Genomic DNA, 25391 nt, shown 5'->3' on the forward strand with positions numbered 1-25391 from the left:
CCAAAAAAGCGTAAGATCTTACGCTGATATTTACACTATAAAGGTATCACTCGGGCTTGTTCAACAATCGGGATAAGGACGCGGCTACGCGCGGCCTATCCTTATTCGTTATATTTTTTTACACACTGTAATTTCGTTGGTTTCACTGTTAATTTTCTCCCAACGATTTTCATTTATGGACTTAGTAATAGTTGACGCTGTATCAGCTAACATAGCTTTCCTTAGACTTTCTTCTGCACCCGTAAGAAAACCAGTCTCATCTTTAATTATTGCTATTTCAATTGAGTCTATCTGCTCTTTAACTATAAGAGACTCTAATTGAAAAGTACCTACAGTGTTAGATTCTAAAATGGATTCCACTCCACCTTTTTGAATAAAGGTAACCTTGCCATTATGCGTAAAGCTCATGTCTTGCGTTCGATATTCGACAATACTAATAAGTGCCATTTCACCATTTGCCTCAGGTGAGCAATCCCACTTACCATTTATTTTCAATAAGTCATTTGCGAACGCAAAACTATTCAGACTAAAGAACATAAATAAAACTAGAATTTTACGCATACGTTTCCTAAAAATATAACGCCTTACTAAGCGGCGCGAAATTGTTGGCTAAAATGTACGAGGAACGAGTGCTAGCCAACTGTTTAGCGTCCGTTTGAGTAACTTGTTATACGAACCTACGCCTCACCCGTGCTTTTTCCCCACTGTTTCGCAGCGCCTAAAGATGCACCTAAAGGGAATACAGAAGCTACTATGAAGAAAAAGTTAGAATTTTCAAATTTACTAGACTCAAATATACCGAAAATTAAAAAGTTAATAAAACCAAAAACGCCAAAGCACCAAAAAAACATAATGGCATAGTCTACAATTTTGGATTTTGGCGAGTTAAATGGATTTACTCGTTGAAAGCCAATAATAAACATGAGCATTGCCATACCAGCAAAGTACATAAAAATTGTCATCAAAGGAGCAGCGATGGCTAAAGCTAAATCATCGATTGCATACAGACCTACAAGCAGTGACATTGAGCACCAAATTAATACAAATTTTGTGAGCCACTTATTAGAAAGTTCGATGTAATTATTTAACCGTAATTTGAAATTCACGACATAATCCAAGTTCGTATAACGTCTTAGTATTTGTGCGTTGCGCTGTTTGTAAGGCACAAATCGCTTGTTGGACTTGGCTGCTGCCACATCCATATATTTGGTATGCTTTATGCTATAGGAGTTTGCTTTTTTGCGGTAGTTGTTTTTTTAAGCTTTATAATGATAATTACTTGATATAACTTGAAGTTTGCTCAAACAATTGGCTATCTTTAACTTCAGTTATCGCTATTTTACACCTTCTTGCACCCTTTATATCCCAGATCCAAGCCATATAGCCGCACACATTCACCTCACGGGATCTCATCGTAAGGTTTTCCTATTATTCCCCATTAATTCATGTTGTTGTCTTTAGCCTGCTCATGACTCTTATTATTTAGCCTGTCAGTCGAAAGGGTTCTTCTACCTGTTGCGCTAGGAGCAACAACTGCGGTTCGATGATACGGATGAACTGCAAGTAACCCTGCTGACACCTTGGACACAGCCACATGCAGCTTTGTTTGGCATCTGTTTTTGTAACTGTGGGATTTTCTCGCTGCGCTTGTACAGATGGGAGCTGCGCCTTAATCTGCTCTAACTTATTTCGCTTACAAGCATTGGCTAGAAAACCAAAGTGACGCACCCGCATCACACCTTTTGGAAGCACATGTAATAGGTAACGGCGGATAAACTCTTCACCATCAAGTTGCATCATCTTCCGCTTATTGCTGTCAGCATAATCGGTGTAACTAAAGCTAACACTGTCCGCTGTCACCCTTTTAATTCTCGACTCCTGTAGCATGCCTTTACGAGTATAGCGTCCCAGATATTTCACCACGGTGGCAGCGCGGCTTAAACACGCTTTGCTGTACACACACCACGCTTTACTCATTAAGATCTCAGGGTCAGGAACATCAAGTTCACGTGCCCTTAATGCTTGCAGCATCTTGGCGCGGTAAACGGTGGCAAGTGCTTTGACGGGGAACAAATAGTCTGACTTCACCCCACGCCACTCCCCTTGTTGTGTTAACACACCTCCAGGTATTAAGCAGTGCAAGTGGATATGCTGGCTCAAGTTTTGCCCCCAAGTATGTAACACCGCGGTACCCCCTAACTGACCTTGTAGCTGTTTACGGGATATCCCAAACTGGCTTAACGTCTGCCATACGGCTTCAAATAATGCGCTGTAAAGCGCCTTAGCCTTATAGTGAGCCAAAATATTCAACTCATGAGGCAGCGTAAAAACAAGGTGGAAGTATCGACAATTCAGGACTTCGGCTTCTTGCTTCTCTATCCACTCTTGAGTCTGCTTACCCTGACAGCGAGGACAGTGCCTGTCACCACAGGAGCAAAATATGCGCTGTTCATAATGACACTCATCACAGCGCCACTGTTGCTCACCTAAGGCTCGGGTGCGGCAACTTTTTATATGCTGACACACTGTCGCTTGCCGTGACGTTAACTTATACCACTGTTGATACAGCGGTAAGTGAAGCTTTAATATATCACTCAAGTGGTAGGCGTTTGCCATGACAAGCCTCCTAGATTTGCCAGCAAATCGGTACCTTGGTGTCCAAGCTCTGGCGACCAGTGTAAATATCGCTCTGTGCTTTTTATACTCAGGTGACCAAGCTGTTGCTGCAACTGATTTAGCGGCATTCCTGCTTGCAACTGGTGGGTGGCATAAGCATGACGCAGACTGTGAGGGTTACAAGGCTTGGTGATCCCAGATAAGTCTTTAGCAGCGATCAGTGCCTTACGAAAAGTTGTCTCATGGATAGGGTGATAGGTGCCATGACAAAAGGTACCAAATAGCCATGTTTCTGGTCGATATTGCAGCCAGTACAACTTTAACAGCAGCAGTAAACGGGGAGAGATTATTACCCACCGATCTTTAGCTCCTTTACCTTGTCGTACCGTTAGTAATTGTCGTTGACCGTCGATATCGCTGATCTTCACGTGAGTCAACTCACTGATCCTCAATCCACAGCCATAACAGAGTGCGATCATGGTTCGCTGTTTATGGGTTTTACAGTAGTTTATCAAGGTTGATATGTCGTTGGGTGTCAGTAACTGCGGTAACTTATCCCGCTTTTTGGGGAACACAATCGAAACGGAAAACTGACGATGCAGGACATGTTCAAAGAAGAAATGAATACCATTGAGCTGTAACTTGAGGGTCGATTTAGAATAGCGTTTCTCAAGATTCAGATGGCGAAAGTAATCTTCAATTTGACTATCAGTGACGGTTTCTAAGGGTTGATTAGCCCATTTAAACAAGTGATTGATGGCAAATAGATAAGATGTTCGAGTTCGTTCAGAGTAACCTCTGAGGCTGATCTCATCATTAAACTGTTGTAGAAGTTGTTTCATAAATACCTCCAAATCAGGGATTATCCCTAGAGGTAATTGTGGAACAAAGTGGTAAGAAGCTCCGCGCAGCGGCTTAGTTCAACATTTGTATACACGCCTTGCGCGTTTATCAGGTTAGACCAGTCAGCGCGTGTATCAATAAGTAATTAATTTGTGGACGTTTTTAACGAACACGCTCAAAGCAGCCGCTGGCAAAACGAGAATGGCGAGCTAACTTGCCTCGTATCTCCTGCAAACCGAGCAAGCATACTATTTAGTCAATTGAATTTACTCTGTTTTTTATTCTCACTCAATAGCAAACCGAGAACTGATTAGGAATAATTTTAAGGATCTTCGTAGGAAACCTAATAATACTGTATAAAACCACAGTAAATGGCTAACTTAAAAGTTATCGCTTAACAGAGTATTTTGTCTTTCGGTTGGTGAGAAAAAGTATTGCGAAGCGGACAATACTAAATTCGAGGAAAGACTGCCGCTGACTTGCAATGGGGCACAACTGAGTTACCTTCAGACCTAAGTCGTTCCAATTGCTGGCTGCAAGCGCATATATTTTACTTCTGCAATTTCAAACCTCAGAAGACTGCTCTGCTCTCCTCTTTAACAGCCCTAACCACTGCGCGGGCAATAAAAAGCCCATCCATTGATGGGCTAAATATCTAAAGAGCTGAAACACTAATGCGAGTAAAGAGTATTAACTTGCTGCTTTGTCTTTACGCGCTTGATGCAATTTCTTATAACTTTCAATCAATCTTAAATGTGGCTCTATGCCTTCAAGCTTCATGCTCGTGGGTGTGAGTCCAAAGAAATTCACTTCACCGGTTACCGAGCCAACCACATTTTCCATGGTCTCTTTGCCAAACATTCTATTGAAGTTGCCAATAAAGTGTTCAAGCTCAAGCTCCTCGTCCATGGTGACCTCTAGTACAGCGTTAACGGCTTGATAGAACAAACCACGCTCTACCGTATTGTCGTTGTACTGTAGGAATTCAGCCACCAGCGACATCGCATTTTCTAACTCGCCCATAGCAAGATAGATGAGGATTTTAAGCTCGATAATGGTGAGCTGACCCCAAACGGTATTTTCGTCAAACACAATTCCAATCAATGTCGGAATATCCGTTTGGTTATCGAGTTGACTCTCTTCGAGTCGCTCAACCAAACCTGCCAGTTCTTCATCACCCAATGCATGTAGATTCAAGATATCTTCACGATATTGCAGCGATTTATTGGTGTTGTCCCAAATCAAATCTTCAACCGGATACACTTCTGAGTAATCAGGGACGAGTATGCGGCACACTGATGCACCCAATTGATCAAACTCAGCAATATAAGCTTCTTTGCCAATGTCGGCTAATATGCCAAATAGGCTTTGAGATTCTTCTTCATTGGTGCCTGAGAAATCCCATTCACAGAAATCATAATCGTAGTTAGTGCTAAAGAAGCGCCACGATATAACACCGGTCGAATCGATAAAGTGCTCAACAAAGTTTTCAGGCTCAGTCACTGTCATACTATCGAACGTCGGCTTAGGAACATCGTTCAAGCCTTCAAAACTACGACCTTGTAGTAGCTCTGTCAAACTACGCTCAACGGCGACTTCAAAACTTGGGTGTGCGCCAAAAGAGGCAAATACACCGCCCGTTCTTGGGTTCATCAAGGTGACACACATAACAGGGAATTGGCCACCCAGTGAGGCGTCTTTTACTACAACAGGGAATCCGCGTTCTTCTAAGCCTTGAATACCCGCTAAAATACTTGGGTACTTTTCAAGTACCGCCATAGGGACATCTGGCAGAACGATTTCTTGCTCAATGATTTGTCTTTTAACCGCGCGCTCAAATATCTCTGATAAGCATTGCACCTTCGCTTCAGCTAAGTTATTACCCGCGCTCATACCGTTACTTAAGAAGAGGTTTTCAATCAAGTTAGACGGAAAGTATACCGTTTCGCCATCAGAGTGACGCACGTATGGGATTGAACAAATGCCACGCTCTGTCATGCCAGAGTTAGTATCGATAAGATTAGACCCGGCTAGCTCATCGTCTGGGTTGTAGATGTCTAAACAGTGCTCATCCAAAATGCCAGCAGGCAAAGAATCATCTTCTTCTAGCTCAAACCATTTTTCATTCGGGTAATGAACAAACTCACTGTTGGCTATCTCTTCCCCGAAGAATTGATCGTTATAAAAGAAGTTACAGTTTAAGCGTTCAATAAATTCGCCCAGTGCCGAACAAAGTGCACTCTCTTTAGTTGCGCCTTTACCGTTGGTAAAACACATTGGAGATGCAGCATCACGAATGTGCAGTGACCACACATTAGGCACGATATTGCGCCATGACGATATTTCAATCTTCATGCCTAAGCCAGCCAGCATGCTGGTCATATTGGTAATGGTTTGCTCAAGCGGCAAGTCTTTACCCAATATGTAAGTGCTAGCGTCGTTATCGGCTTGTCCCATCAACATCGCATTCGCGTCTTCGTCGAGGTTTTCAACGGTTTCAATTTTAAACTCAGGTCCGGTCTGAACGACTTTTTTAACCGTACAGCGATCGATCGAACGTAAAATGCCGGTTCTGTCTTTCTCTGAAATATCCGCTGGCAGCTCGACCTGAATTTGGAATATTTGGTTGTAGCGATCTTCAGGGTCAACAATGTTGTTTTGCGACAGTCTGATGTTTTCCGTTGGAATATCTCGAGCCTTACAATACACCTTGATAAAATAGGCCGCACAAAGCGCTGACGATGCTAAGAAATAGTCAAAAGGGCTTGGAGCTGAACCATCGCCTTTGTAACGAATGGGCTGATCTGCAGTGACGGTAAAGTCATCAAACTTTGCTTCAAGTCTGAGGTTGTCGAGAAAGTTAACTTTGATTTCCATTGAATAGTGTCCAGAGTCGTGCGTTGTCAATCGGCTAGCGTGCCTTAATATAGGGAATTATCGGTGTTTTTCAGGCAATAGTCTTGAGTTAATTACCTAAATCGCTTAATTAGGCTCGTTTAGTGCGTAAACGGTAGCAACGGTGAGTAATCTCCTCACACCTTAGATGTTGCCCGTCTTTGTGTTAAACAGGCTGGCTCTATGTCATTGCCATTGATTGAACGCGTAAAAACAAACAAGAGTCGAAATTAACGGCTCTGGGTATTCAAGACTGCTGTGTTGTTACACATAAAGAGAGGCTATCGATAATTTTGCCTGCATTGTTCTACCGTCTTCTCTCCTTGAGCGGTTAACTCCTGAATCCTTGCAGTCGAGTTTTTATATTGCTGCTGATAAAACGCAACTCCTGTTTGTGTACAGATTTAGTTGACCACATCAATGCTTGCTCACTTTTCATTCGGAGCTCAGAAACAAACATTTAGAAATGACTTGGATATAAAACGGTCGCTTGGTCAAAGAAGCAGCGACCATCGATAGATCCCACTGAGTTAAAGAATTTCAGATACGCTAGCCCTATCAATTGTCCTGCTATAAGGCCATACTGAAGCAGTTATTGATTGAATTGGCTTTTATACTAAAAGTCACTGATTACTTCAATCCTTAGGTTGGCTCTAGCTGGCTTTGGGTGTATCACGTAAAAAGGTGGAATGTATTATGAGTAAAGGACAAGACAGTAAAAAGGCAGTTAAAAAACAGCCGCTTTTAAATGCAAAAGAAAAGAAAGCCGCTAAGGCAGCTAAAAAATCTGCACCAAAATCGTCAGCGATGTAAGCAGCATTATGGCCGTCGACATTACACGATGGCCATTATTTTATCGCTCTAATATGACACTACAACATAACCCTACAACCGCTTTAATCACACCGCCATTATCAACATCTTAATATCTAGCGTGCAGACAATACAAACATTATTCGCTAAGGCTGCCCAAGCTTAATGTAGATCACTCCGACCTACGCTTCTCTTTCAACACGACATTCATAGGAAGCCATTTCGAATTCTCGACAAATCCAAGGACGATTTTCATAAATAGAGCACATCAGCGTCTCACGGTCTAATGCTGCGCACCAACCATCATCTAAACGCAACATCGTTTCTCCGCCCCAACTATCGACAGCAATATACTCTTCAGGCACACCAGTATCAGTAATAATCAGCACCTCTAAACGGCAGCAGCAAGCCTGACAGTTTGAGCAGGTAATTTCTGTTTCCGGTACATTTTTAATATCAATGGTCATGCGCGTCATCATAAAGAATAATCGCGTATTTTACCTTAACTAGACCCAATTTGAAATTAACATGGTTAGCGTTTGATGATTTGAGTGCTCTAGTCATCGCCTCTGTGCGCTCTTGCCTTATTAATAGCTGCCATTTTAGTATGTTCCGTTTAATCGCGTTGATTTTGGTGCCCGTCAGTCAAAGCTTAGCCCTGCTTAAAAAGCAGGCTAAGGCTTAACAATGTACATTGACGCGACCTAGACTAACGCGATTAACGGGTTAAACTTCCATCAAAACGTCGGTGCGGATAATGTATTTAGTGCCTTTGGTGATGGCGACAGAACTATGGATACAGTGCATAGGGTGCATTCCATGTGGAAAACACAACACGCTACCCGCGGGTGTTCTTACATCAATGTTGGCCACTTCATCACCGGCTTTTGCGGGTTTAGTGGCATCGTTTGCATTGACCAAAAAGCGTGTTTCTCCGCCTTCAAAATCTTCGCTCAGTAGAATTAAGAACGTCATTTGACTGAAACGATCTGGGTAAGCATTTGCGACTAACTCATTATCGATAATTCGACTCCCAGGCCAAGAACCATCGGAGTGCGGTTTAAAATAGTCATCTTGGCTATAACGATAAAAACGAAAACGGGCATTAATGCCTAACGCCTTATCGCCGTTAAAAATGCCTTGTCTATCGTCCATCAAGTGAGCCACACGTTGCCAAATCGTACCATCTGTTTTAGGGTCAACAATCCAAGTTAGGCTATCGTTATGGCGAACGCTTCGGGGCAAAGACACCGCAGCATCAGGCAAAAACTCCAGCTGCTCACTTATCGCTATCAATCTATTGCATTCGTCTTTAGACAGCACATTGAATATCTGAAAAGCACCCGGCACGTCGGCAAGTTCTCGGCGTTCTACTTGGCTAATATCAAAGTCACTGCTTAGGTTTGCAGGATTAAGCATAGTGTTGCCCCATGCTGGCAAGGCAGGATGTTCTGCTCCTGGCTCTAACGCGGCTACAAAAAATGATTCTGGCTTATTATCTTGTCTCATATATGTCTCAACTTTGTTTAATTTTGGTAGGGTGCTTACGCGATCGTTTGGCTTGATCAGGCGACTCATTAACTATTTTATTTGCTAAGCACTCTTACCTGGGCAAATTGTTGATGCCCTGCAGCCGAGCCATGGAATCCAAAGCCGCTTTGCTTAGCACCGACCCAAGGGCCTGCACCACCAGCGCCTTGATTTACCCCCACCATGCCAGCCTCCATTTGCTCTGCAACATCTGCAGCGCCAACGCCGCCAAATACCGATGCACCCAGCCCATAAGGGCTTGCGTTAGCACGTTCAATGGCCTCAGATATATGATTGAAACGACTGATGGCAACAATAGGGCCAAAGGTTTCATGCGTCTCTAACTGCATATCAGGGGTGATATTTGTAACAACAGTTGGTTGTATGAAAGGTGTCTCATAATGCGCCTGGCCTAACAGGAATCGAGCGCCTTTAAGCTGGGCATCTTTAAGTTGAGAAACAACACTCTGATGCTGCTTATGATTGACAATCGGACCTATATTGACGTTAGTTTGATCCCATGCACCTACTTGATAGCGGCGAGCAAGTGCCACCACTTTTTGCTCGAACTCATCGGCAACTCGCGCATCGACATAGACGCGTTCAGTCGACGTACACATCTGGCCTGCGTTCTCAAATGAACTTGCCACCGCAAATTGCACCGCTTTATCGATATCAGCCGTTGCCATTACGATCATTGGATCGTTACCGCCAAGCTCCATCACTAATCGTTTAAGTGATGAGGCCGCAGACGCCATAATATGTTTACCCGCCGCCAGTGATCCCGTGAAAGCCACCATGTTAATATCGGCATTGACTAACGCCTTACCTGTATCAGCACCACCGTGAGCGACTTGCAATACACCGACGGGCAATACTTCGTTAAGCGTGTTAACGAACAAATCGGCCACTAAAGGGGTTTCTTCTGATGGTTTTAATATCACGCTATTACCCGCCATGAGCGCTGGCAGTAGCAAGTTATTCGCCATTGCTAACGGATAATTCCACGGAGAGATTACAGCGACCACGCCCAAAGGCTTGTATTGCAGTTCTGCGCCATGCCCTAAAGATTCAGGCTGCAACGCTGCGGCAATTTCTTGGCAAAAATATTCAGTATTCTGCACCGTACCCGCGGCCTCATAACCGGCTCTTCGGTGATCCTTGCCCATCTCTTTACTGATGAGTAGTGCCAGCGACTTCTGCACTTTTGCAAGATTCTGATAAGCCTGAACCACTTTTTTCTGGCGTTCTATTAACGATAACTTAGCCCACGTTTTCTGTGCTTTTTTTGCTTGGCTAACCAAGTCTGGCATTTGTTCAATGGTGGTCACCGGGACTTCGCCGAGTGGTTTTTGATCGATTGGATCGTAAGATATGAGCATTGACATCTATTTGCTTCCTTAAAAAGGCATTCACTTATCGTAATGCAGAGCAATTTATCTTTGGTTCTTGGGGCATATTTTGCTAGAGTGGAGAATTAAAGCAACCAGTATACTTTTAGTAACCACGCATAATTTGATTGCAACATGACAAATAAGACTTCAAATACAATGACTAAAGATGAAAAAATAAATATTCAAAACTGCGAGCAACCTTGCCTTATCGAGAGAGGAATGCGTATTTTAGGCGGAAAGTGGAAAGCGTCTATTTTGTGGCATTTAAAAGATGGGCCAGTGCGATTCAATGAGCTGTCACGCATGTTAGGCGGTGCCAGTAAGAAAATGGTTGATCAACGTCTTAAAGAGCTAGAGAGCCAAGGACTGGTGACCAGAGAGGTTATTTGTACTCGCCCTATTGCTGTCACTTATGAGATCACCGAGTTTGGTCGCACCGCGTTAGAGATCTTAGAAAAGCTAAAAGACTGGACTGAAGAAAGTGATTTTTAGCTAAAAAAGCAGAACACGTACATTGGTGTTCTGCTCATTATGGTTAAAATTAACCTGCTAGATTAAACGTTACTTTTAAAAAGTATCGCCGGGCACCCTCACCCAACCTTCCATCAGTATTCGAGCGCTGCGGCTCATAACCGCTTTGTTGACCTTCCATTGACCATCAACTCGTTTTGCTTGAGCACCCACTTTTAAGGTGCCAGATGGATGACCAAATAGCACAGATTCACGTTCAACGTTACCGGCCGCAATACTCACCAGCGTGCCAGGAATGGCGGCGGCGGTGCCAATGGCAACTGCGGCAGTGCCCATCATGGCGTGATGCAACTTGCCCATAGATAAGGCGCGTACGTTAAGGTCGATATCGCCTTTAGCGATAGCCTTACCACTTGAAGAGGTGTAATCAACAGGCGCGGCGACGATGGCCACTTTTGGAGTATGTTGGCGACCCGCTGCTTCATCGATATGGCTAATAAGCCCCATTTGCACTGCGCCATAAGCACGTATTGTTTCAAACATCGTTAACGCGTTAGCATCACTGTTTATCGCCTCTTGTAATTCTGCACCGCTATAGCCAAGATCTTGTGCGTTAACAAACACGGTAGGAATACCTGCGTTAATCATGGTGGCTTTTAACACCCCAGCAGCGACAACGTCAGTCGGTACGATTAAGTCATCGATGAGATTGCCTGTGGGGAACATTGCCCCTTCGCCATCGGCGGGATCCATAAACTCGACTTGCACTTCAGCGGCTGGGAATGTGACACCATCAAGTTCAAAGTCACCGGTTTCTTGCACTTCACCGTTGGTGATAGGAACATGGGCAATAATGGTTTTACTGATGTTTTTTTGCCAAATTCTAACCACTGCAACCCCATTTTCTGGAATACGGCTGCTATCAACAAGTCCACAGCTAATGGCAAACGAGCCAACCGCGGCAGATAAATTACCGCAATTACCACTCCAATCGACAAAAGCCTTATCAATAGCGACTTGTCCGAATAGATAATCGACATCATGATCGGGCTGAGTACTGTTTGCCACAATCACCGTTTTACTGGTACTTGAGGTTGCCCCGCCCATACCGTCGGTTTGCTTGCCGTAAGGATCTGGGCTGCCGATCACTCGAAGTAGCAGTGAGTCACGGGCTGAACCTGCCACCTGCGCTGCTAATGGCAGATCCGTTAAATTAAAAAATACACCTTTACTGGTGCCGCCACGCATATAGGTTGCTGGCACTTTAATCTGGGGTAAATGTACTGTTTTATGCGTCATAAGAGATTACCGTTAGATTGCTAATATTGTGTACAACTGATCGCTGCAGCGCTAGAACCGTGAGTGATCTTAGGCGCTAACAAAACGTGACATACCGCCACTGATATAACACCGCGAGAATAAGTAAACCCTGCGCGGGCAGTCAATACACTGAGCCAATGGCGTTATTGCCACGAAGATGAGCTGTGGCGACGGGGATGTCGCCGCAAAGCCTACAAGCATTGACTTGCGGGATCTCATCTGCGTTGCAATATATAAAGTCTACGCGACTGAAGACTCTAAAAAGTCATTGGCGAAACGTTGTAAAATACCGCCAGCTTCATAGATAGACACCTCTTCGGCGGTATCTAATCGGCACTTAACGGCTATTTCAACGCGCTCGCCATTGCTGCGCGTCATAATCACGGTCAGTGCAGCGCCAGGCGTGCGATCACCCATTACATCATAGGTTTCTGTCCCATCGATTTGATGAGTATGACGATTTTCATTGTTGGTAAATTCAAGCGGTAATACCCCCATACCCACAAGATTAGTACGGTGAATACGCTCAAATCCTTCGGCGACAATCACTTCAACACCCGCAAGACGAACACCTTTTGCTGCCCAGTCACGGCTTGAACCTTGACCATAGTCTGCACCCGCAATAATGATCAACGGCTGCTTACGCTCCATGTAGGTCTCAATCGCTTCCCACATACGCGATTCAGTGCCTTCTGGTTCTATACGAGCATAAGAGCCCTGCTTCACTTCAACTTCACCGGTTTTGCCAAGCTTAGTCACCATTTCATTAAATAACTTAGGGTTGGCAAATGTGGCACGTTGCGCAGTTAAATGATCGCCGCGGTGAGTTGCATACGAGTTAAAGTCAACTTCAGGTAGGCCCATTTTATCTAAGTACGCGCCTGCTGCGCTGTCGAGCATAATCGCATTCGAAGGTGACAAATGGTCAGTGGTAATATTATCGCCAAGTACCGCTAATGGACGCATACCTTTCATGGTGCGCTCACCTGCGAGTGCTCCATCCCAGTAAGGAGGACGGCGAATATAGGTACTTTGTGGACGCCAATCGTACTGTGGATCGTTATCAGAGCCGTATTCAACTTTAATATCGAACATGGGTTCGTAGACTTTGCGGAACTGCTCGGGTTTAACACTTTGAGCAATGACCGCATCAATCTCTTCATCGGATGGCCATAGATCTTTTAGCATAATGGCGTTGCCATCGGCGTCAGTACCCAGCACGTCTTTTTCGATATCAAAACGGATGGTTCCCGCAATCGCGTAGGCGACGACGAGTGGCGGTGACGCTAAAAATGCTTGTTTTGCATAAGGATGAATTCGGCCATCGAAGTTACGGTTACCTGAAAGTACCGCAGTGGTGTACAAATCGCGTTCAATCACTTCTTGTTGAATCACTGGGTCCAGTGCGCCGCTCATGCCGTTACACGTTGTGCAGGCAAAACCGACAATACCAAAGCCTAATGCTTCAAGTTCTGTTAGCAGATTGGCATCTTCAAGATAAAGCTGTACCGCTTTTGAACCTGGAGCGAGTGAGGTTTTTACCCATGGTTTACGGGTTAATCCTTTAGCATTCGCGTTGCGCGCAATAAGTCCTGCGGCAATCACGTTGCGGGGGTTTGATGTGTTAGTACAGCTGGTGATCGCCGCAATAATGCAGGCGCCATCAGGCATTAAGCCCTCTTCATTTTCAACTACGCCACTAATGCCTTTTTCGGCAAGATCCTTGGTTGATACTCGGCGATGAGGGTTCGATGGTCCGGCAATGTTACGCCCGACACTGGACAGGTCAAAACGCAGTACCCGTTCGTACTCAACCTCAGTTAACGTATCAGCCCATAGGCCTGCACGTTTTGCATAGGTTTCAACCAGCTTAACTTGCTTGTCGTCACGGCCTGTCAGTTTAAGGTAATCGATGGTCTTATCATCGATATAAAACATCGCCGCTGTTGCACCAAACTCTGGTGTCATGTTTGAGATGGTTGCTCGGTCACCCAACGTTAGGTTTGCAGCGCCTTCACCATAAAACTCAAGATAGGTCGAAACCACTTTTTCATTGCGTAAAAATTCAGTAATCGCTAACACAATATCCGTTGCAGTAATGCCATCTTGGCGCTTACCCACCAGCTCAACACCCACAATATCTGGCAGACGCATATAAGATGGTCGGCCAAGCATGACACTTTCAGCTTCAAGACCGCCAACACCAATGGCAATAACACCCAGTGCATCAACATGAGGTGTATGGCTGTCGGTACCCACTAAGGTATCCGGAAACGCCACGCCTTCTCGAGCCTGCACCACAGGAGACATTTTTTCTAAGTTGATTTGATGCATGATGCCGTTACCTGGCTGGATCACATCAATGTTCTTAAAAGCCGTTTTGGTCCAGTTAATGAAATGAAAGCGATCTTCATTACGTCGATCTTCAATAGCGCGGTTTTTCTCAAACGCGTCTTTCTCAAAACCGGCGTGCTCTACAGCCAACGAATGATCGACAATCAGCTGTGTTGGTACCACTGGATTCACTTTTGAAGGATCGCCGCCCCTATCTGCAATAGCATCACGCAGACCCGCTAAATCAACCAAGGCAGTTTGGCCTAGAATATCGTGACACACTACTCGAGCAGGATACCAAGGGAAATCTAAATCACTTTTGCGCTCAATGATCTGCTTTAGACAGTCAGTTAGCGTTTCTGGGTTGCAGCGACGCACTAAGTTCTCGGCATAAACACGAGAACAATATGGTAGCTTACGATAAGCATCTGGGCTAATCGCATTTACTGCAGCCTCGGTATCAAAAAAATCTAATTCAGTACCAGGTAACGGTTTACGGTAGGTTGTATTCATAGGGCGTTCCACTTAAAAAGCATGACATCACGTTGGGCGGGGTCTTATTCATTTGCGATCACTTCTTCTATGAAGGAAATCGCTTTTGCATTGAAATTATTAGATAGAATAAAACCGATTAAAATCAATAGCTTTTTAAGTAATGGTAATAAAATTCATTACCACTACTTATTTCTATTGATTATCTTTCACTTATCGGAGAAACCTTACGCGGATCGCTACCGGTGTAATCTGCACTCGGACGAATAATGCGATTATTAGTGCGCTGTTCCATAACGTGTGCCGCCCAGCCCGTAAGACGTGAGCAGACAAAGATAGGGGTAAACAACTTAGTTGGAATGCCCATAAAGTGATACGCCGACGCATGGAAAAAGTCCGCGTTACAAAAGAGTTTCTTGCTGTCCCACATAAACTCTTCACACGCGACAGATATATCATAAAGTGAAGTATCACCAGACTCTTGAGCCAGCTTCTCAGACCACGATTTGATAATCACATTACGTGGGTCAGAGGTACTGTAGATAGCATGGCCAAAGCCCATTATCTTCTCTTTACGTGCCAGCATGCCCGCCATTTGCGCTTTAGCATCGGCTGGAGAGCTGAACTTTTGGATCATATCCATTGCCGCTTCGTTTGCGCCACCATGCAGTGGACCCCGTAACGTACCGATAGCACCCGTAATGCACGAGTACATATCTGATAGCGTTGATGCACAAACACGGGCGGTAAAGGTCGATGCGTTAAACTCATGCTCTGCGTAAAGAATAAGTGATACATCCATAACACGGCGATGCTGCTCTGATGGCGCTTTGCCATTAAGCAGGTGTAAGAAATGACCGCCTATAGACGCTTCATCGGTAACACAATCTATCTCTACACCATCGTGAGAGAATTTGTACCAGTAACACATGATGGCTGGAAACGCGGCTAATAAACGGTTTGCCGAGGTATTTTGCTCGCTAAAGTCATTCTCTGGTTCTAAGTTACCTAAGAAAGAACAACCGGTGCGCATCACATCCATTGGATGAGCATCAGCTGGAATGCGTTGCAGCACCTCTTTTAATGCTTGTGGTAGATCGCGCTGTGCAAAAAGCGCTGTTTTATAGTGATCCAGCTGGGTTTGGTTTGGCAGTTCGCCATTAAAAAGCAGGTAAGCGACCTCTTCAAATGTCGCGTTATCTGCTAGGTCAGATATATCATAACCACAATAGGTTAGACCTGAACCCGATTTACCCACGGTACAAAGCGTTGTCTCACCCGCGCTTTGCCCACGTAGTCCTGCACCCGCTAACTTCTTATCTACCTTTTTAGGATCAGCCATTTCTATCTTCCTTCTATTTTTTGTTACCCGTCAAATGACGACTGCGGGTATTTATATTTTTATTCTAAAGCGCTATTTCATCGCGCTTTAGATTTGTGTTGTAAGGTACTGCTGTCGAGCGTGTTGCTGCTTGCTTAAAGGTTTTTACCCTCAGCAAATAAACTATCAAGCTTTTGCTCATAGTCGTGATAACCAAGGTAGTCGTAAAGATCCATACGCGTTTGCATAGAATCAACCACCGCCTTTTGGTCGCCATTGTCTAGAATCGAGGTATAAACCATTTCCGCTGCTTTGTTCATGGCTCTAAACGCACTTAATGGATAAAGCACCATAGACGCGCCCCACTCACCTAACTGCTCTTTGTTCCACAGTTCGGTTTGGCCAAACTCAGTGATATTGGCAAGAATAGGCACGTCCAGCGCGTCAGCAAAGGCGCGGTAATGTTCTTCGGTTTTAACCGCTTCCGCAAAAATACCATCGGCGCCAGCAGCAACATAAGCTTTAGCACGTGCAATGGCCGCTTCAAGTCCTTCTTGTCCGAATGAATCTGTACGGGCCATGATGAAAAAATCTGGATCGGTACGAGCATCGACAGCCGCTTTAATACGGTCGACCATCTCTTCTGTTGAAACAATCTCTTTATTTGGACGATGACCACAGCGTTTTTGCGCAACTTGATCTTCCATATGCACAGCAGCTGCACCGGCTTTTTCCATATCGCGAACCGTTTTGGCGATATTGAACGCGCCGCCCCAGCCAGTATCGATATCCACTAACAACGGCAGATCACATGCAGAAGTAATACGCTGCACATCAACAATCACATCGTTTAGGGATGTCATGCCCAAATCAGGTAAGCCGTACGATGCGTTCGCAACACCGCCACCTGATAAGTAAATAGCTTGGTGACCAATTTTTTTCGCCATCATCGCTGAATAAGCATTAATGGTACCGACAATCTGTAGCGGACTATTGGCCACTAGTGCCTCGCGAAACTTCTTACCTGCGCTCATGTGCTGTTCCTTTCTTTGTTGCTCACACAGCTTGTTTAAACGACTTGTATAAATAGCTTATACAAGCTGGGCTCTGTGAAGATGATAATGATGACTTAACGGTCTATTGATTACGTTTTTATGATCTAACGGTTTCACTATTCGCTGAGCTATTTAACTCAAAAGCTTGCTCTCGATACTCGATTTTGAATACAAGATATGACGGCGCATGAGCATTTCAGCGAGCTCCGCATCTCGGTTACAAATCGCTTGTACTATGTGTTTATGTTCATCAAAAGCGGTGGTCACACGCGGTCCACTCATTCCCAACTGAACGCGATACATGCGTACAAGATGATAAATACCATCCGTCAGCATCGAAATAAGGTGTTTGTTTTTGCTACCAAGGATAATGCGATAATGGAAATCGACATCACCCGCTTCTTGATAATAAGACTGGCCCGATTGCACTTTTTCAAAATGAGAATTGAGCAGCGATTGCAGATCGGCTATTTCGCTATCGGTCATATTTTGTGCCGCTAAGCGTGCTGCCATGCCTTCTAGTGACTCACGGACCTGATAAAGCTCAATCAAACCTTCAGGTGTTAATGTCACCACTCTTGCACCAACGTTGGCTTTGCGCTCAACTAAATGGCTTGCCTCTAAACGGTTAATCGCTTCTCGGATCACCGCTCGACTCACGGCATACTTTGTCGACAACTCGGTTTCACTTAGCTTAGAACCCGCCAATATAGCCCCTTCTACGATATCTTTACGTAGTTGAAAAAAGGTCTTATCTGCTGACGTTACTGGCTGTTCGGTGAAAAATGTCATAAACCATCGTTGAGTTCTGCTAAAAGGATTGTCGACAATCTAGCGCCATTATGTGATCTAGTCAACACTTCAACCCTAAATTGTCGACAAAGTAGAGTAAAGCATAATGGACAACTATTGTTCACTCACATAAATATGGCAAATTTAACTGACAGTAAGGATCTCTATTTTTTAGCACTCAATAGCAGTATCACAAAGGGGTACACATATCATAATCAGTTATTAAAATTACTGCTGTAATGTTTAAATTCATGAGGTTACATGAAAGTTACAGATTAAATATCAAGAGGTAGAGTATTAGACAATTGAATTAAAACTGTTCTTTATTGATTTTGATTTCACCAGTCACATTTTCACTGTGAGGACAATGCCGGCACTAGCATGATGCCAGCAAGTGTCGACAATACCCTTTATCGAGAACACCAAATGCGACGGTCTTAGGCTAGTTGCATTAGGTGTCTCATTTTTAACAATTGTTTCCAACAAAAAAAAGCAGCACTGAGTGCTGCTTTTATAGATTGACTAAAAATAATGATTAGTGAGCTGGAATGCTCTCTACCTGCCAGTTACCCCCTAATGCTTTATGGAGGCCAATGGTCATATGCGCAGTTTGTAATTTTGCGGCTACCACACGGTCTTTAATCATATTTTCTTGACGCTGCGCGTCCAAAATAGACAAATAGCCACTGAGTCCCGCTTTGTAAAGTGATTTGGCTTTATTGACCGCATTAGTGGTCTCAGCTTCAGCTTCGCTGACAAGTTGCACATATTGTTGGCTATAGCCGTAGCCCTGCAATAGGGTTTCAACCTCACCAAAAGCGGCAATCACTGCATGTTGATAGCTGAGGACACTGGAATCGAACCGTGCCTCTTGCATTTCAACAATGGCGTCACCTCGACCACCATCAAACACATTCCAACTGACACCTATGCTACCTGCCCATGCTATGGAGTCACTGCTAAACAAGTCGTCAAAGTCTTTTGCCAAAACACCAGGAGCCCCCGTTAAGAATACTTTTGGATATTGAGCGGCGATGGCTGCAGCGCGCTCTTCATTGAGGGCCGCCATCTCGCGCTCGGCAATCCTGATATCCGGTCTGCGATTAAGTAAGTCAGATGGTAAGCCTGTTGGGATCACACCTTCAAAATTAGGCAGTGGCATAGGTTGACTAAAGCGTTGTTCTCCCTGTTTTGGCGTTTCACCTAGCAAGATGGCTAAGCGCTGTTTATGGGCATTTTCAGCAATGTTAAGTTGTGGCACTACAGATTTTGTCACTGCCAACATGGCTTTAGCACGTGCTTCATCAAGCTTTGATCCATAACCGCTTTTAACCATTAACTGTACTAATTTTAGCGTCTTCTCTTGATCTTCAACCGTGTGCAGTGCAATTTGCTTACGTTCTTGAGCGCCACGCATTTGCAGATAATTATGGATCACATCAGAAGTAATCAGTGTTGTTAAGCCTTCACGCATTATAACCATCTGTTCTTTGCGGATAGCGGCGGCATTGGCTAGCCTGTCTATTCTGCCAAAGAGATCCGCCTCCCACGCAATGGTCGCTCCCGCAAAGAAGGCGCTATTGTTATCATCAACCAAGCCCAACTCTTCACCACTAATAGGGTTAGTCGCGGTTATTGCGCCCCCGAGTAAAGGGTCATTGTCACTGATCTGATAGTTACCAAAACCTGCACCCAGATTAACCGTAGGCACTTTAAATGACTCTATAGCACTTTGATAAGACTGTGCCATTCTGATGCGTTGCGCTGCGATCTTTAGCGGGATCGCTTGATTTTGCGCATCAATGACCAACTGATTCAAAATAGGATCATTGAACTGCGTCCACCATGCATCTGTATTAGCAGCGCTTCGCTCACCAGCAACCGTCCCTGCCGTATCTTGATATAAATATTCGCTGTCTAAGCTAGTGGTCGGCGCCTGATAATCAGGTCCTACAGCGCAACCAGTCATGATCATAGCAATCGCTAACGGCGCAATTTTAAAGAGATTCATATTATTTTTGCTCCACAGCAGCGCTAGAAAGTATTGGGTCAGTTGCTTCTGCCTTATCATCGCAGTTGCGATAAAACAGGCAGTAGAAGGCCGGCATAATAAACAGTGACAACACCGTCGCCGCTGCTAAGCCGCCAATAATCGTTGCCGCCATTTGGTCAAACAATCTATCGCTCAGCAAAGGGATCATCCCTAACGCTGTCGTCAGTGCGCCCATAGAGATCGCCATCGTACGGTTAAGAGTTGCGGCTTTTACTGCTTCTTGTAATGGCTTATTATTAGCCCGTTCAAGCTCAATTTGATCCATCAATACAATACCATTCTTGATAATCATGCCTGATAGCGTAATGGCACCAATCAACGCCATAAAGCCAAAGGGTTTATCTAGCAAGAGTAAGGTCCAAGTCACACCTATAGCCGCCAGTGGCAGAGTGATTAAAATAATTGCAGGCTGCTTAAAGCCATTAAACATCGCCACCATAATCACCACCATCATCAGTAGCGCTTTAGGTAACTGGCTTAACGTGTCGGTGATAGTACGGTTTTCATCGTAGTATTCACCGCCCCAATTAAATTCATAGCCCGCAGGGAGCTTAATGGCTTCAATTTGATCTTTTATCTGATTACGTACTACAGCAGGCGTAGCATCAAACACATCCGCTTGGGTTGTAATTGTCGGCACACGGTTGCGGCGCCAGATAATGCTCTCTTCGCTCTTCAGCTCAAAACTATCAACCACCTGCCCTAACGGCACACTGTTAACGCCTAGCAATGAACGAACAGGTAAGGTTTCTAAGCTACTGAGATCAGCATTGGCGCTTCTGAAACTGATAGGAATTAGCTGATCTCCCTGATTCAATGTACCCACAGTTACGCCTTCTGTGGCTCGCTTAATCGCAAGGGAAATATCGGTGCGATTGATACCTGCTCGGCGCGCCTGCTCCTGGTTTACCACTGGTTTAATCACTTTACTCAGCTGACGCCAGTCATCACGTACATACTTGGTATTACTGTTCGCCTGCATGATAACTTGTGCTTCAGCCGACAATCTATGCAGGACCTGTGGATCAGGGCCAGAGAAACGCGCTTCAACACTATATTTATCTTTAGTCGCCAGCTTCAGATTTCTAAAGCGAGGTTCAGAGCCCGGAAAGTTATTTGCCAGCCATATATCACCCCGTTTGGTGAGCGACTCAATACCCTCGTAATCAACAACATTAATCACGATTTGCCCATAACTCGTATCAAAAGGTTCTGGTTCTACTGTGACTGAGAATCTTGGTGCACTTGCCCCTACGTAACTCGAAATAACCGTCACTTCAGGTTGTTTTATCAACCAGCCTTCAATTTTCTTCATGTCAGCTGAAGTGCTTTCTATCTTGGCGCCATTAGGCAACCAGTAATCTAAGAAGACCATAGGACGGTCAGAACTAGGAATAAAATTGATAGCGACATAAGGGGCTGCCAACGCAGTCACCAATAATAGCGGTGCTACCATAGAAATCGCTTTGACTGGATTCATCACCGTCCAGTTAACCGCTAGTTGGTAGCGACTTGGTTTGACGTTAGCATCCACCGTTTTCGTGCTTGGCTTTATCCATAACCAGCACAATAGCGGTGTGAGAGTGACTGCCACAAGCCACGAAAATAGCAGTGAGGAACACATAATCACGAACACTGAACTGGCAAATTCACCCGAATCCGTTTGCGAAAACAAGACAGGGCTTGAGCCCATGATGGCAATAATTGTGGCTGCAAATAGGGGTTTAGATGTCTCTTTGACTGAATCAACTGCAGCTTTAGTGCGATCAATGCCCTTATTTAACTTCACCACGAACAGGTCGGTGATAACAATCGCGTTATCGACTAGCATGCCCAGTGCCAAAATAAAGGTTCCTAATGAGACGCGTTGAAGGTCGACTCCTGCAAGGTACATATAAATAAGGGTTAACAAGATGGTAAAAACTAAGCTGCCACCAACAATGGTTGCGCTCTTAAAGCCCATAAAAATAAGCAAGACAACAAATACAATGGTGACACTCTCAAGTAGGTTCACCACAAAATCTTCTACAGACTTTTGCACTTCGTCCGGCTGAAAAGCGATAGTGCCAATTTCAATACCTAGCGGAAGCTCTTGCTGATATTCAGCAATGATCTGGGTTAAGCTTTCACCCAAGCTAACGACGTTAATTCCCGGAACCGGACTAACGGCCAGTGTAACGGCTTGCTTGCCATTGAAACGACTCAAAGTCATTGCGGGTGATTGGTAGCCTAAGCTGACATCGGCAATATCGCCCAGTCTTAGCAGCCCTGTGCTGTAGTCGCCGAACCCGCCTTTAATCGTGAGCGCTTTAATATCATCAATGGACTTAAAGGCGCTACTTTGGTCAACACGAATACGCTCATTGTCAGCTGCAAAACTGCCGCTGTTATAAGTTAAGTTCTGGGTTGCTAACTGATTAATCACCTGTGCAGAAGAGATCCCGTACTGGGCTAATCGCGCATCAGGAAGGTCAATATAAACCGCCTGACTTTGCACCCCGTGAAGCTGGACTTTCTTAATGCCATCAACGGTCTTAATTCGACGTTGTAGCTCTTTTGCGTATTGACGTAACGCTTCAGGCTGGGCGTTCTCGCCATAGACACTAAATAACATGCCGTACACTTCCGAGAACTCATCTTGCACTATGCTGATTTGCGCGGTAACAGGTAAAGTAAGCTTAACGTCATTGACCTTACGTCTCAGTAAATCCCACTCCTGTGGCAACTCATCAGAATTCGTCGTTTCTTTTAAATCGACAAAAATCATCGAACTACCAGGACGAGACAAAGAGCGTAGCTTCCACACTGAGCCCATTTCTTGTAGCTTAGTCTCAATTTTATCAGTAACTTGTAACTCAACTTCTTTTGCAGAAGCACCGGGGTAAAGCGTCACGACGACTGCGCTTTTAACCGTAAAAGTAGGGTCTTCCAGCTTACCCAGCTCAAAATAGGAAATGATACCGACAATCACACATAACACGCTAAAGAACAGCACAAACAGACGCTGTTTAATCGCAAATTCAGCTAAATTCATCATAATTCCTAATAGCTAAAAGCTTTAACAACGGTTTTAGTGACCGTTTGATTGGGTTGAAGATAATTAACACCGGCTGTAACGATGGCGTCACCCACACGTAAATCTCCGCTTAAACAAACACTGTTACTCTGCAGGGATTGCACTGTAACGGCGGTTTCAATAACCGTTTTATTTTTAACGACATAAACACTTTTACCTGCATTATCTTGGATCAGCGCCGCGTAAGGTACACAGTAATTGACCTGTTCATTGTTGAAACTCACTGCGACATTAACTGCTTTACCTGGCAACGCATCTGTTGGCTGTTCAATGACAAATTCGACGTTATAAGTCTGTTTAATCGGATCGGGCAAGGTGTCCATTGCGCTAAGTATTGACGTAAGCCCCTCCTCTCCTTGCCAGCTAACCGATGCTTGCTGTGACAGCATCAACTGACCCATCAAATTTTCGGGCACATCGATAATGGCTTTTAGCTCGTTAGGTTGATGCAGGGAAAAGACCACCGCGCCTGACGCAGTTTGTTCGAATGTTTGCTGAAACTTTGCGCCTATAACACCACTAAAGGGGGCTTTAAGTTCAGTATAATCGAGAGCATCTTGGGCTTTTTGCAGGTTCTGCGTCACAACATCGACCATGGCTAAGCTACGCTGAAAGGCGCTTTGGGCTCTATCTAGATTCACTTTAGAAATAGCATCATCAGCGATGGCTTGTTTGACTCGGTCGAGTTCAACTTTTGCGAGGTGGTGGGCGGCATTTGCTTCAGCTAGTCGAGCTTGTAACTCAACCACATTAACTTGGTAATCATGAGGTTCGAGCCTTGCCAACACTTGGCCTGTTTCGACGACATCGCCGGTTTTCACCAGAATAGCTTCGATGGTCCCCGAGACTTTAAAGGCTAAATTTGCAGTTTGTGTCGCTTCAAGTACGCCTGAAAATTGTTTAATATTGGCTTGCTGTGTATTGTCCAATGTCATCACTTGAACGGGGCGTTCAGGCTTTAACATATCTATGTGCACAGAAGCTGGAGCCTGGCTGCAGGCTGAAGTGATCACTAATGCAAGTGGTACAACAGCAAATTTTACGATTTTCGACGTCGGGTGGTTCATTATTTTCTCCCAATGGAACTATTGGGAGAGAGTGTATGCGTTTAACTTTGCAAGATAATCAGTCTTTCCTGCACTACACTGTCACGAATTTCATTACAAATTCGCACGTTCTGGTATTTCTTGTAATAAAAAGTCAATCAATAGCCGAGTCGGTAAGCTCATCCCTTTTCTATCAGGATAGATAAGCCAAACATCTTCTTTCTTAGATTCATACTCAGGTAAGATCCGTACTAAGTGTTTGGTTTCAATTGCCGCTAATGCAAATAGTGGAGGCATAAAACCTATGCCCTGCCCGCCAACAATGGCTCGCCGTACAAAACCCATATGGTTACAACTAAAGCGGCAATTAACTTTAACGGTATCAGTAATTAAATCCCAGTTATCATCCAGTGTTCCATCAGGCCAGCGATAACAAATGGCTTGGTGCTGTGCCAGTTCTGCTAACGACTTGGGCTCGCCTTTGTCTTGGATATACTCAGGGCTCGCATATATTGCCCGTCCAAGACTGAGCAAACGCCGAGCGATAAAGCCCGAGTCTTGAATTTTACCGGCATGAAGAACAAAGTCGAGAGCTTGAGAATAGATATCGGTGACATAGTTATTGGTGATCCGCAGATCCAGTTCAATATGTGGATATAACAGCTGAAACTTCGCCAATGCGGGCTGCAAAGCTTCATCACTTTCAGGTAAAAACCCCACTTTCACTTTTCCAACGGGTTTGTCATCGATGTCGAGCAGCTTATTTTTGGCTTGCTCAAAGCCCTCGAGCACCGTTAATAACTCGTGATAATAAGCATCACCATGTTGAGTCAATCTCAGTTGGCGGGTGGTTCTGAAAAAGAGTTGCGCATTGAGTGCTCGTTCCAATTCGCCTATTCGTCGACTGACGTTGGCGCGGGGCAGATCTAAAGCATTAGCTGCCGCAGTAAAACTGCCTAGCTTAACCACAATCGTAAATAACTTTAGATCTTCTATGCGCATACTAAACTGCCTTTATCGTGCTATTTATCTGTATTACAGAGGAAATTGATGCCAAAAAGTATCTGCCATCAAAAGACTAAGATTGTTTAGAACAATAACGGTTTTTAACATGCGGTCATAGTGTTGTCTGCCGCTATGTGCATTAACGCACAGATTAAAATACGCAAAGTTACCAGCCGATATGATTTCAGCAATAATTTTACTCAGCCATTTTTGCGCACGAGGCTATAGCGCTAATAATTCGAGATAGGATATCGGGAGCTAGCGCTTATGGACGCTTCAAAGCCAGCATAACTTCTTGTCTACACTTTGCGCTATTAGCAATTAACGGCATCAAA

Annotated in this window: 18 protein-coding genes; 1 reads left to right on the forward strand and 17 read right to left on the reverse strand. The window is 44.6% G+C overall.

Going from position 1 to position 25391, the window contains the following annotated elements:
• Positions 1–108 precede the first annotated feature (108 nt).
• The 8 genes from L2729_RS14395 to L2729_RS14430 form a co-directional block, all read right to left on the reverse strand.
• Positions 109–561: a hypothetical protein gene (locus L2729_RS14395; RefSeq protein WP_248988890.1), complete on the reverse strand. Its 453-nt coding sequence runs from the start codon at positions 559–561 to the stop codon at positions 109–111.
• Positions 562–677: 116 nt separating this feature from the next.
• On the reverse strand, positions 678–1202 hold the full coding sequence (locus L2729_RS14400) for a hypothetical protein (RefSeq protein ID WP_248988891.1): 525 nt from the start codon (positions 1200–1202) through the stop codon (positions 678–680).
• 280 nt (positions 1203–1482) lie between these two features.
• Complete coding sequence (locus L2729_RS14405) at positions 1483–2616, reverse strand: IS91 family transposase (protein WP_248988892.1); 1134 nt, start codon at positions 2614–2616, stop codon at positions 1483–1485.
• Entirely contained in the window at positions 2595–3458 is an 864-nt protein-coding gene (locus tag L2729_RS14410) for a tyrosine-type recombinase/integrase (RefSeq protein WP_248988893.1), read from the reverse strand. Before L2729_RS14410 ends, L2729_RS14405 begins: the two co-directional genes overlap by 22 nt.
• A 691-nt stretch (positions 3459–4149) precedes the next feature.
• A complete protein-coding gene (locus L2729_RS14415; RefSeq protein WP_248988894.1) occupies positions 4150–6336 on the reverse strand; it encodes an OsmC domain/YcaO domain-containing protein in 2187 nt (728 codons plus the stop codon).
• Positions 6337–7349: 1013 nt separating this feature from the next.
• Positions 7350–7634, reverse strand: coding sequence for a YkgJ family cysteine cluster protein (locus L2729_RS14420; protein WP_248988895.1), 285 nt, complete (start codon positions 7632–7634; stop codon positions 7350–7352).
• Between the two features lie 259 nt (positions 7635–7893).
• Positions 7894–8676, reverse strand: coding sequence for a 2OG-Fe(II) oxygenase family protein (locus tag L2729_RS14425; protein ID WP_248988896.1), 783 nt, complete (start codon positions 8674–8676; stop codon positions 7894–7896).
• A 77-nt stretch (positions 8677–8753) separates the two neighbouring features.
• Complete coding sequence (locus tag L2729_RS14430; protein ID WP_248988897.1) at positions 8754–10085, reverse strand: aldehyde dehydrogenase family protein; 1332 nt, start codon at positions 10083–10085, stop codon at positions 8754–8756.
• Between the two features lie 138 nt (positions 10086–10223).
• Between L2729_RS14430 and L2729_RS14435 the strand changes: the two genes are divergently transcribed.
• Complete coding sequence (locus L2729_RS14435; RefSeq protein ID WP_428848252.1) at positions 10224–10583, forward strand: winged helix-turn-helix transcriptional regulator; 360 nt, start codon at positions 10224–10226, stop codon at positions 10581–10583.
• Between the two features lie 75 nt (positions 10584–10658).
• Here L2729_RS14435 and prpF read toward each other — a convergent pair whose 3' ends face one another.
• The 9 genes from prpF to L2729_RS14480 form a co-directional block, all read right to left on the reverse strand.
• The gene (gene prpF, locus L2729_RS14440; RefSeq protein WP_248988898.1) at positions 10659–11861 is read right to left on the reverse strand and encodes a 2-methylaconitate cis-trans isomerase PrpF; all 1203 of its coding nucleotides are present in this window, start codon (positions 11859–11861) and stop codon (positions 10659–10661) included.
• A 261-nt stretch (positions 11862–12122) separates the two neighbouring features.
• The gene (gene acnD, locus L2729_RS14445; protein ID WP_248988899.1) at positions 12123–14729 is read right to left on the reverse strand and encodes a Fe/S-dependent 2-methylisocitrate dehydratase AcnD; all 2607 of its coding nucleotides are present in this window, start codon (positions 14727–14729) and stop codon (positions 12123–12125) included.
• A 181-nt stretch (positions 14730–14910) separates the two neighbouring features.
• Positions 14911–16050, reverse strand: coding sequence for a bifunctional 2-methylcitrate synthase/citrate synthase (gene prpC / locus L2729_RS14450; RefSeq protein ID WP_248988900.1), 1140 nt, complete (start codon positions 16048–16050; stop codon positions 14911–14913).
• A 134-nt stretch (positions 16051–16184) separates the two neighbouring features.
• A complete protein-coding gene (gene prpB / locus L2729_RS14455; protein WP_248988901.1) occupies positions 16185–17063 on the reverse strand; it encodes a methylisocitrate lyase in 879 nt (292 codons plus the stop codon).
• A gap of 153 nt (positions 17064–17216) precedes the next feature.
• Entirely contained in the window at positions 17217–17876 is a 660-nt protein-coding gene (locus L2729_RS14460) for a GntR family transcriptional regulator (RefSeq protein WP_248988902.1), read from the reverse strand.
• Between the two features lie 535 nt (positions 17877–18411).
• Positions 18412–19887: an efflux transporter outer membrane subunit gene (locus L2729_RS14465; protein WP_248988903.1), complete on the reverse strand. Its 1476-nt coding sequence runs from the start codon at positions 19885–19887 to the stop codon at positions 18412–18414.
• Between the two features lies 1 nt (position 19888).
• Complete coding sequence (locus L2729_RS14470; protein WP_248988904.1) at positions 19889–22963, reverse strand: efflux RND transporter permease subunit; 3075 nt, start codon at positions 22961–22963, stop codon at positions 19889–19891.
• Between the two features lie 8 nt (positions 22964–22971).
• Positions 22972–24072 carry an efflux RND transporter periplasmic adaptor subunit gene (locus L2729_RS14475; protein WP_248988905.1) on the reverse strand — a complete coding sequence of 367 codons (1101 nt, stop codon included), beginning with the start codon at positions 24070–24072 and terminating at the stop codon, positions 22972–22974.
• A 93-nt stretch (positions 24073–24165) separates the two neighbouring features.
• Positions 24166–25053, reverse strand: coding sequence for a LysR family transcriptional regulator (locus tag L2729_RS14480; RefSeq protein WP_248988906.1), 888 nt, complete (start codon positions 25051–25053; stop codon positions 24166–24168).
• Between the last annotated feature and the right edge of the window lie 338 nt (positions 25054–25391).

This window comes from Shewanella gelidimarina (assembly GCF_023283945.1).
Lineage (GTDB): Bacteria > Pseudomonadota > Gammaproteobacteria > Enterobacterales > Shewanellaceae > Shewanella > Shewanella gelidimarina.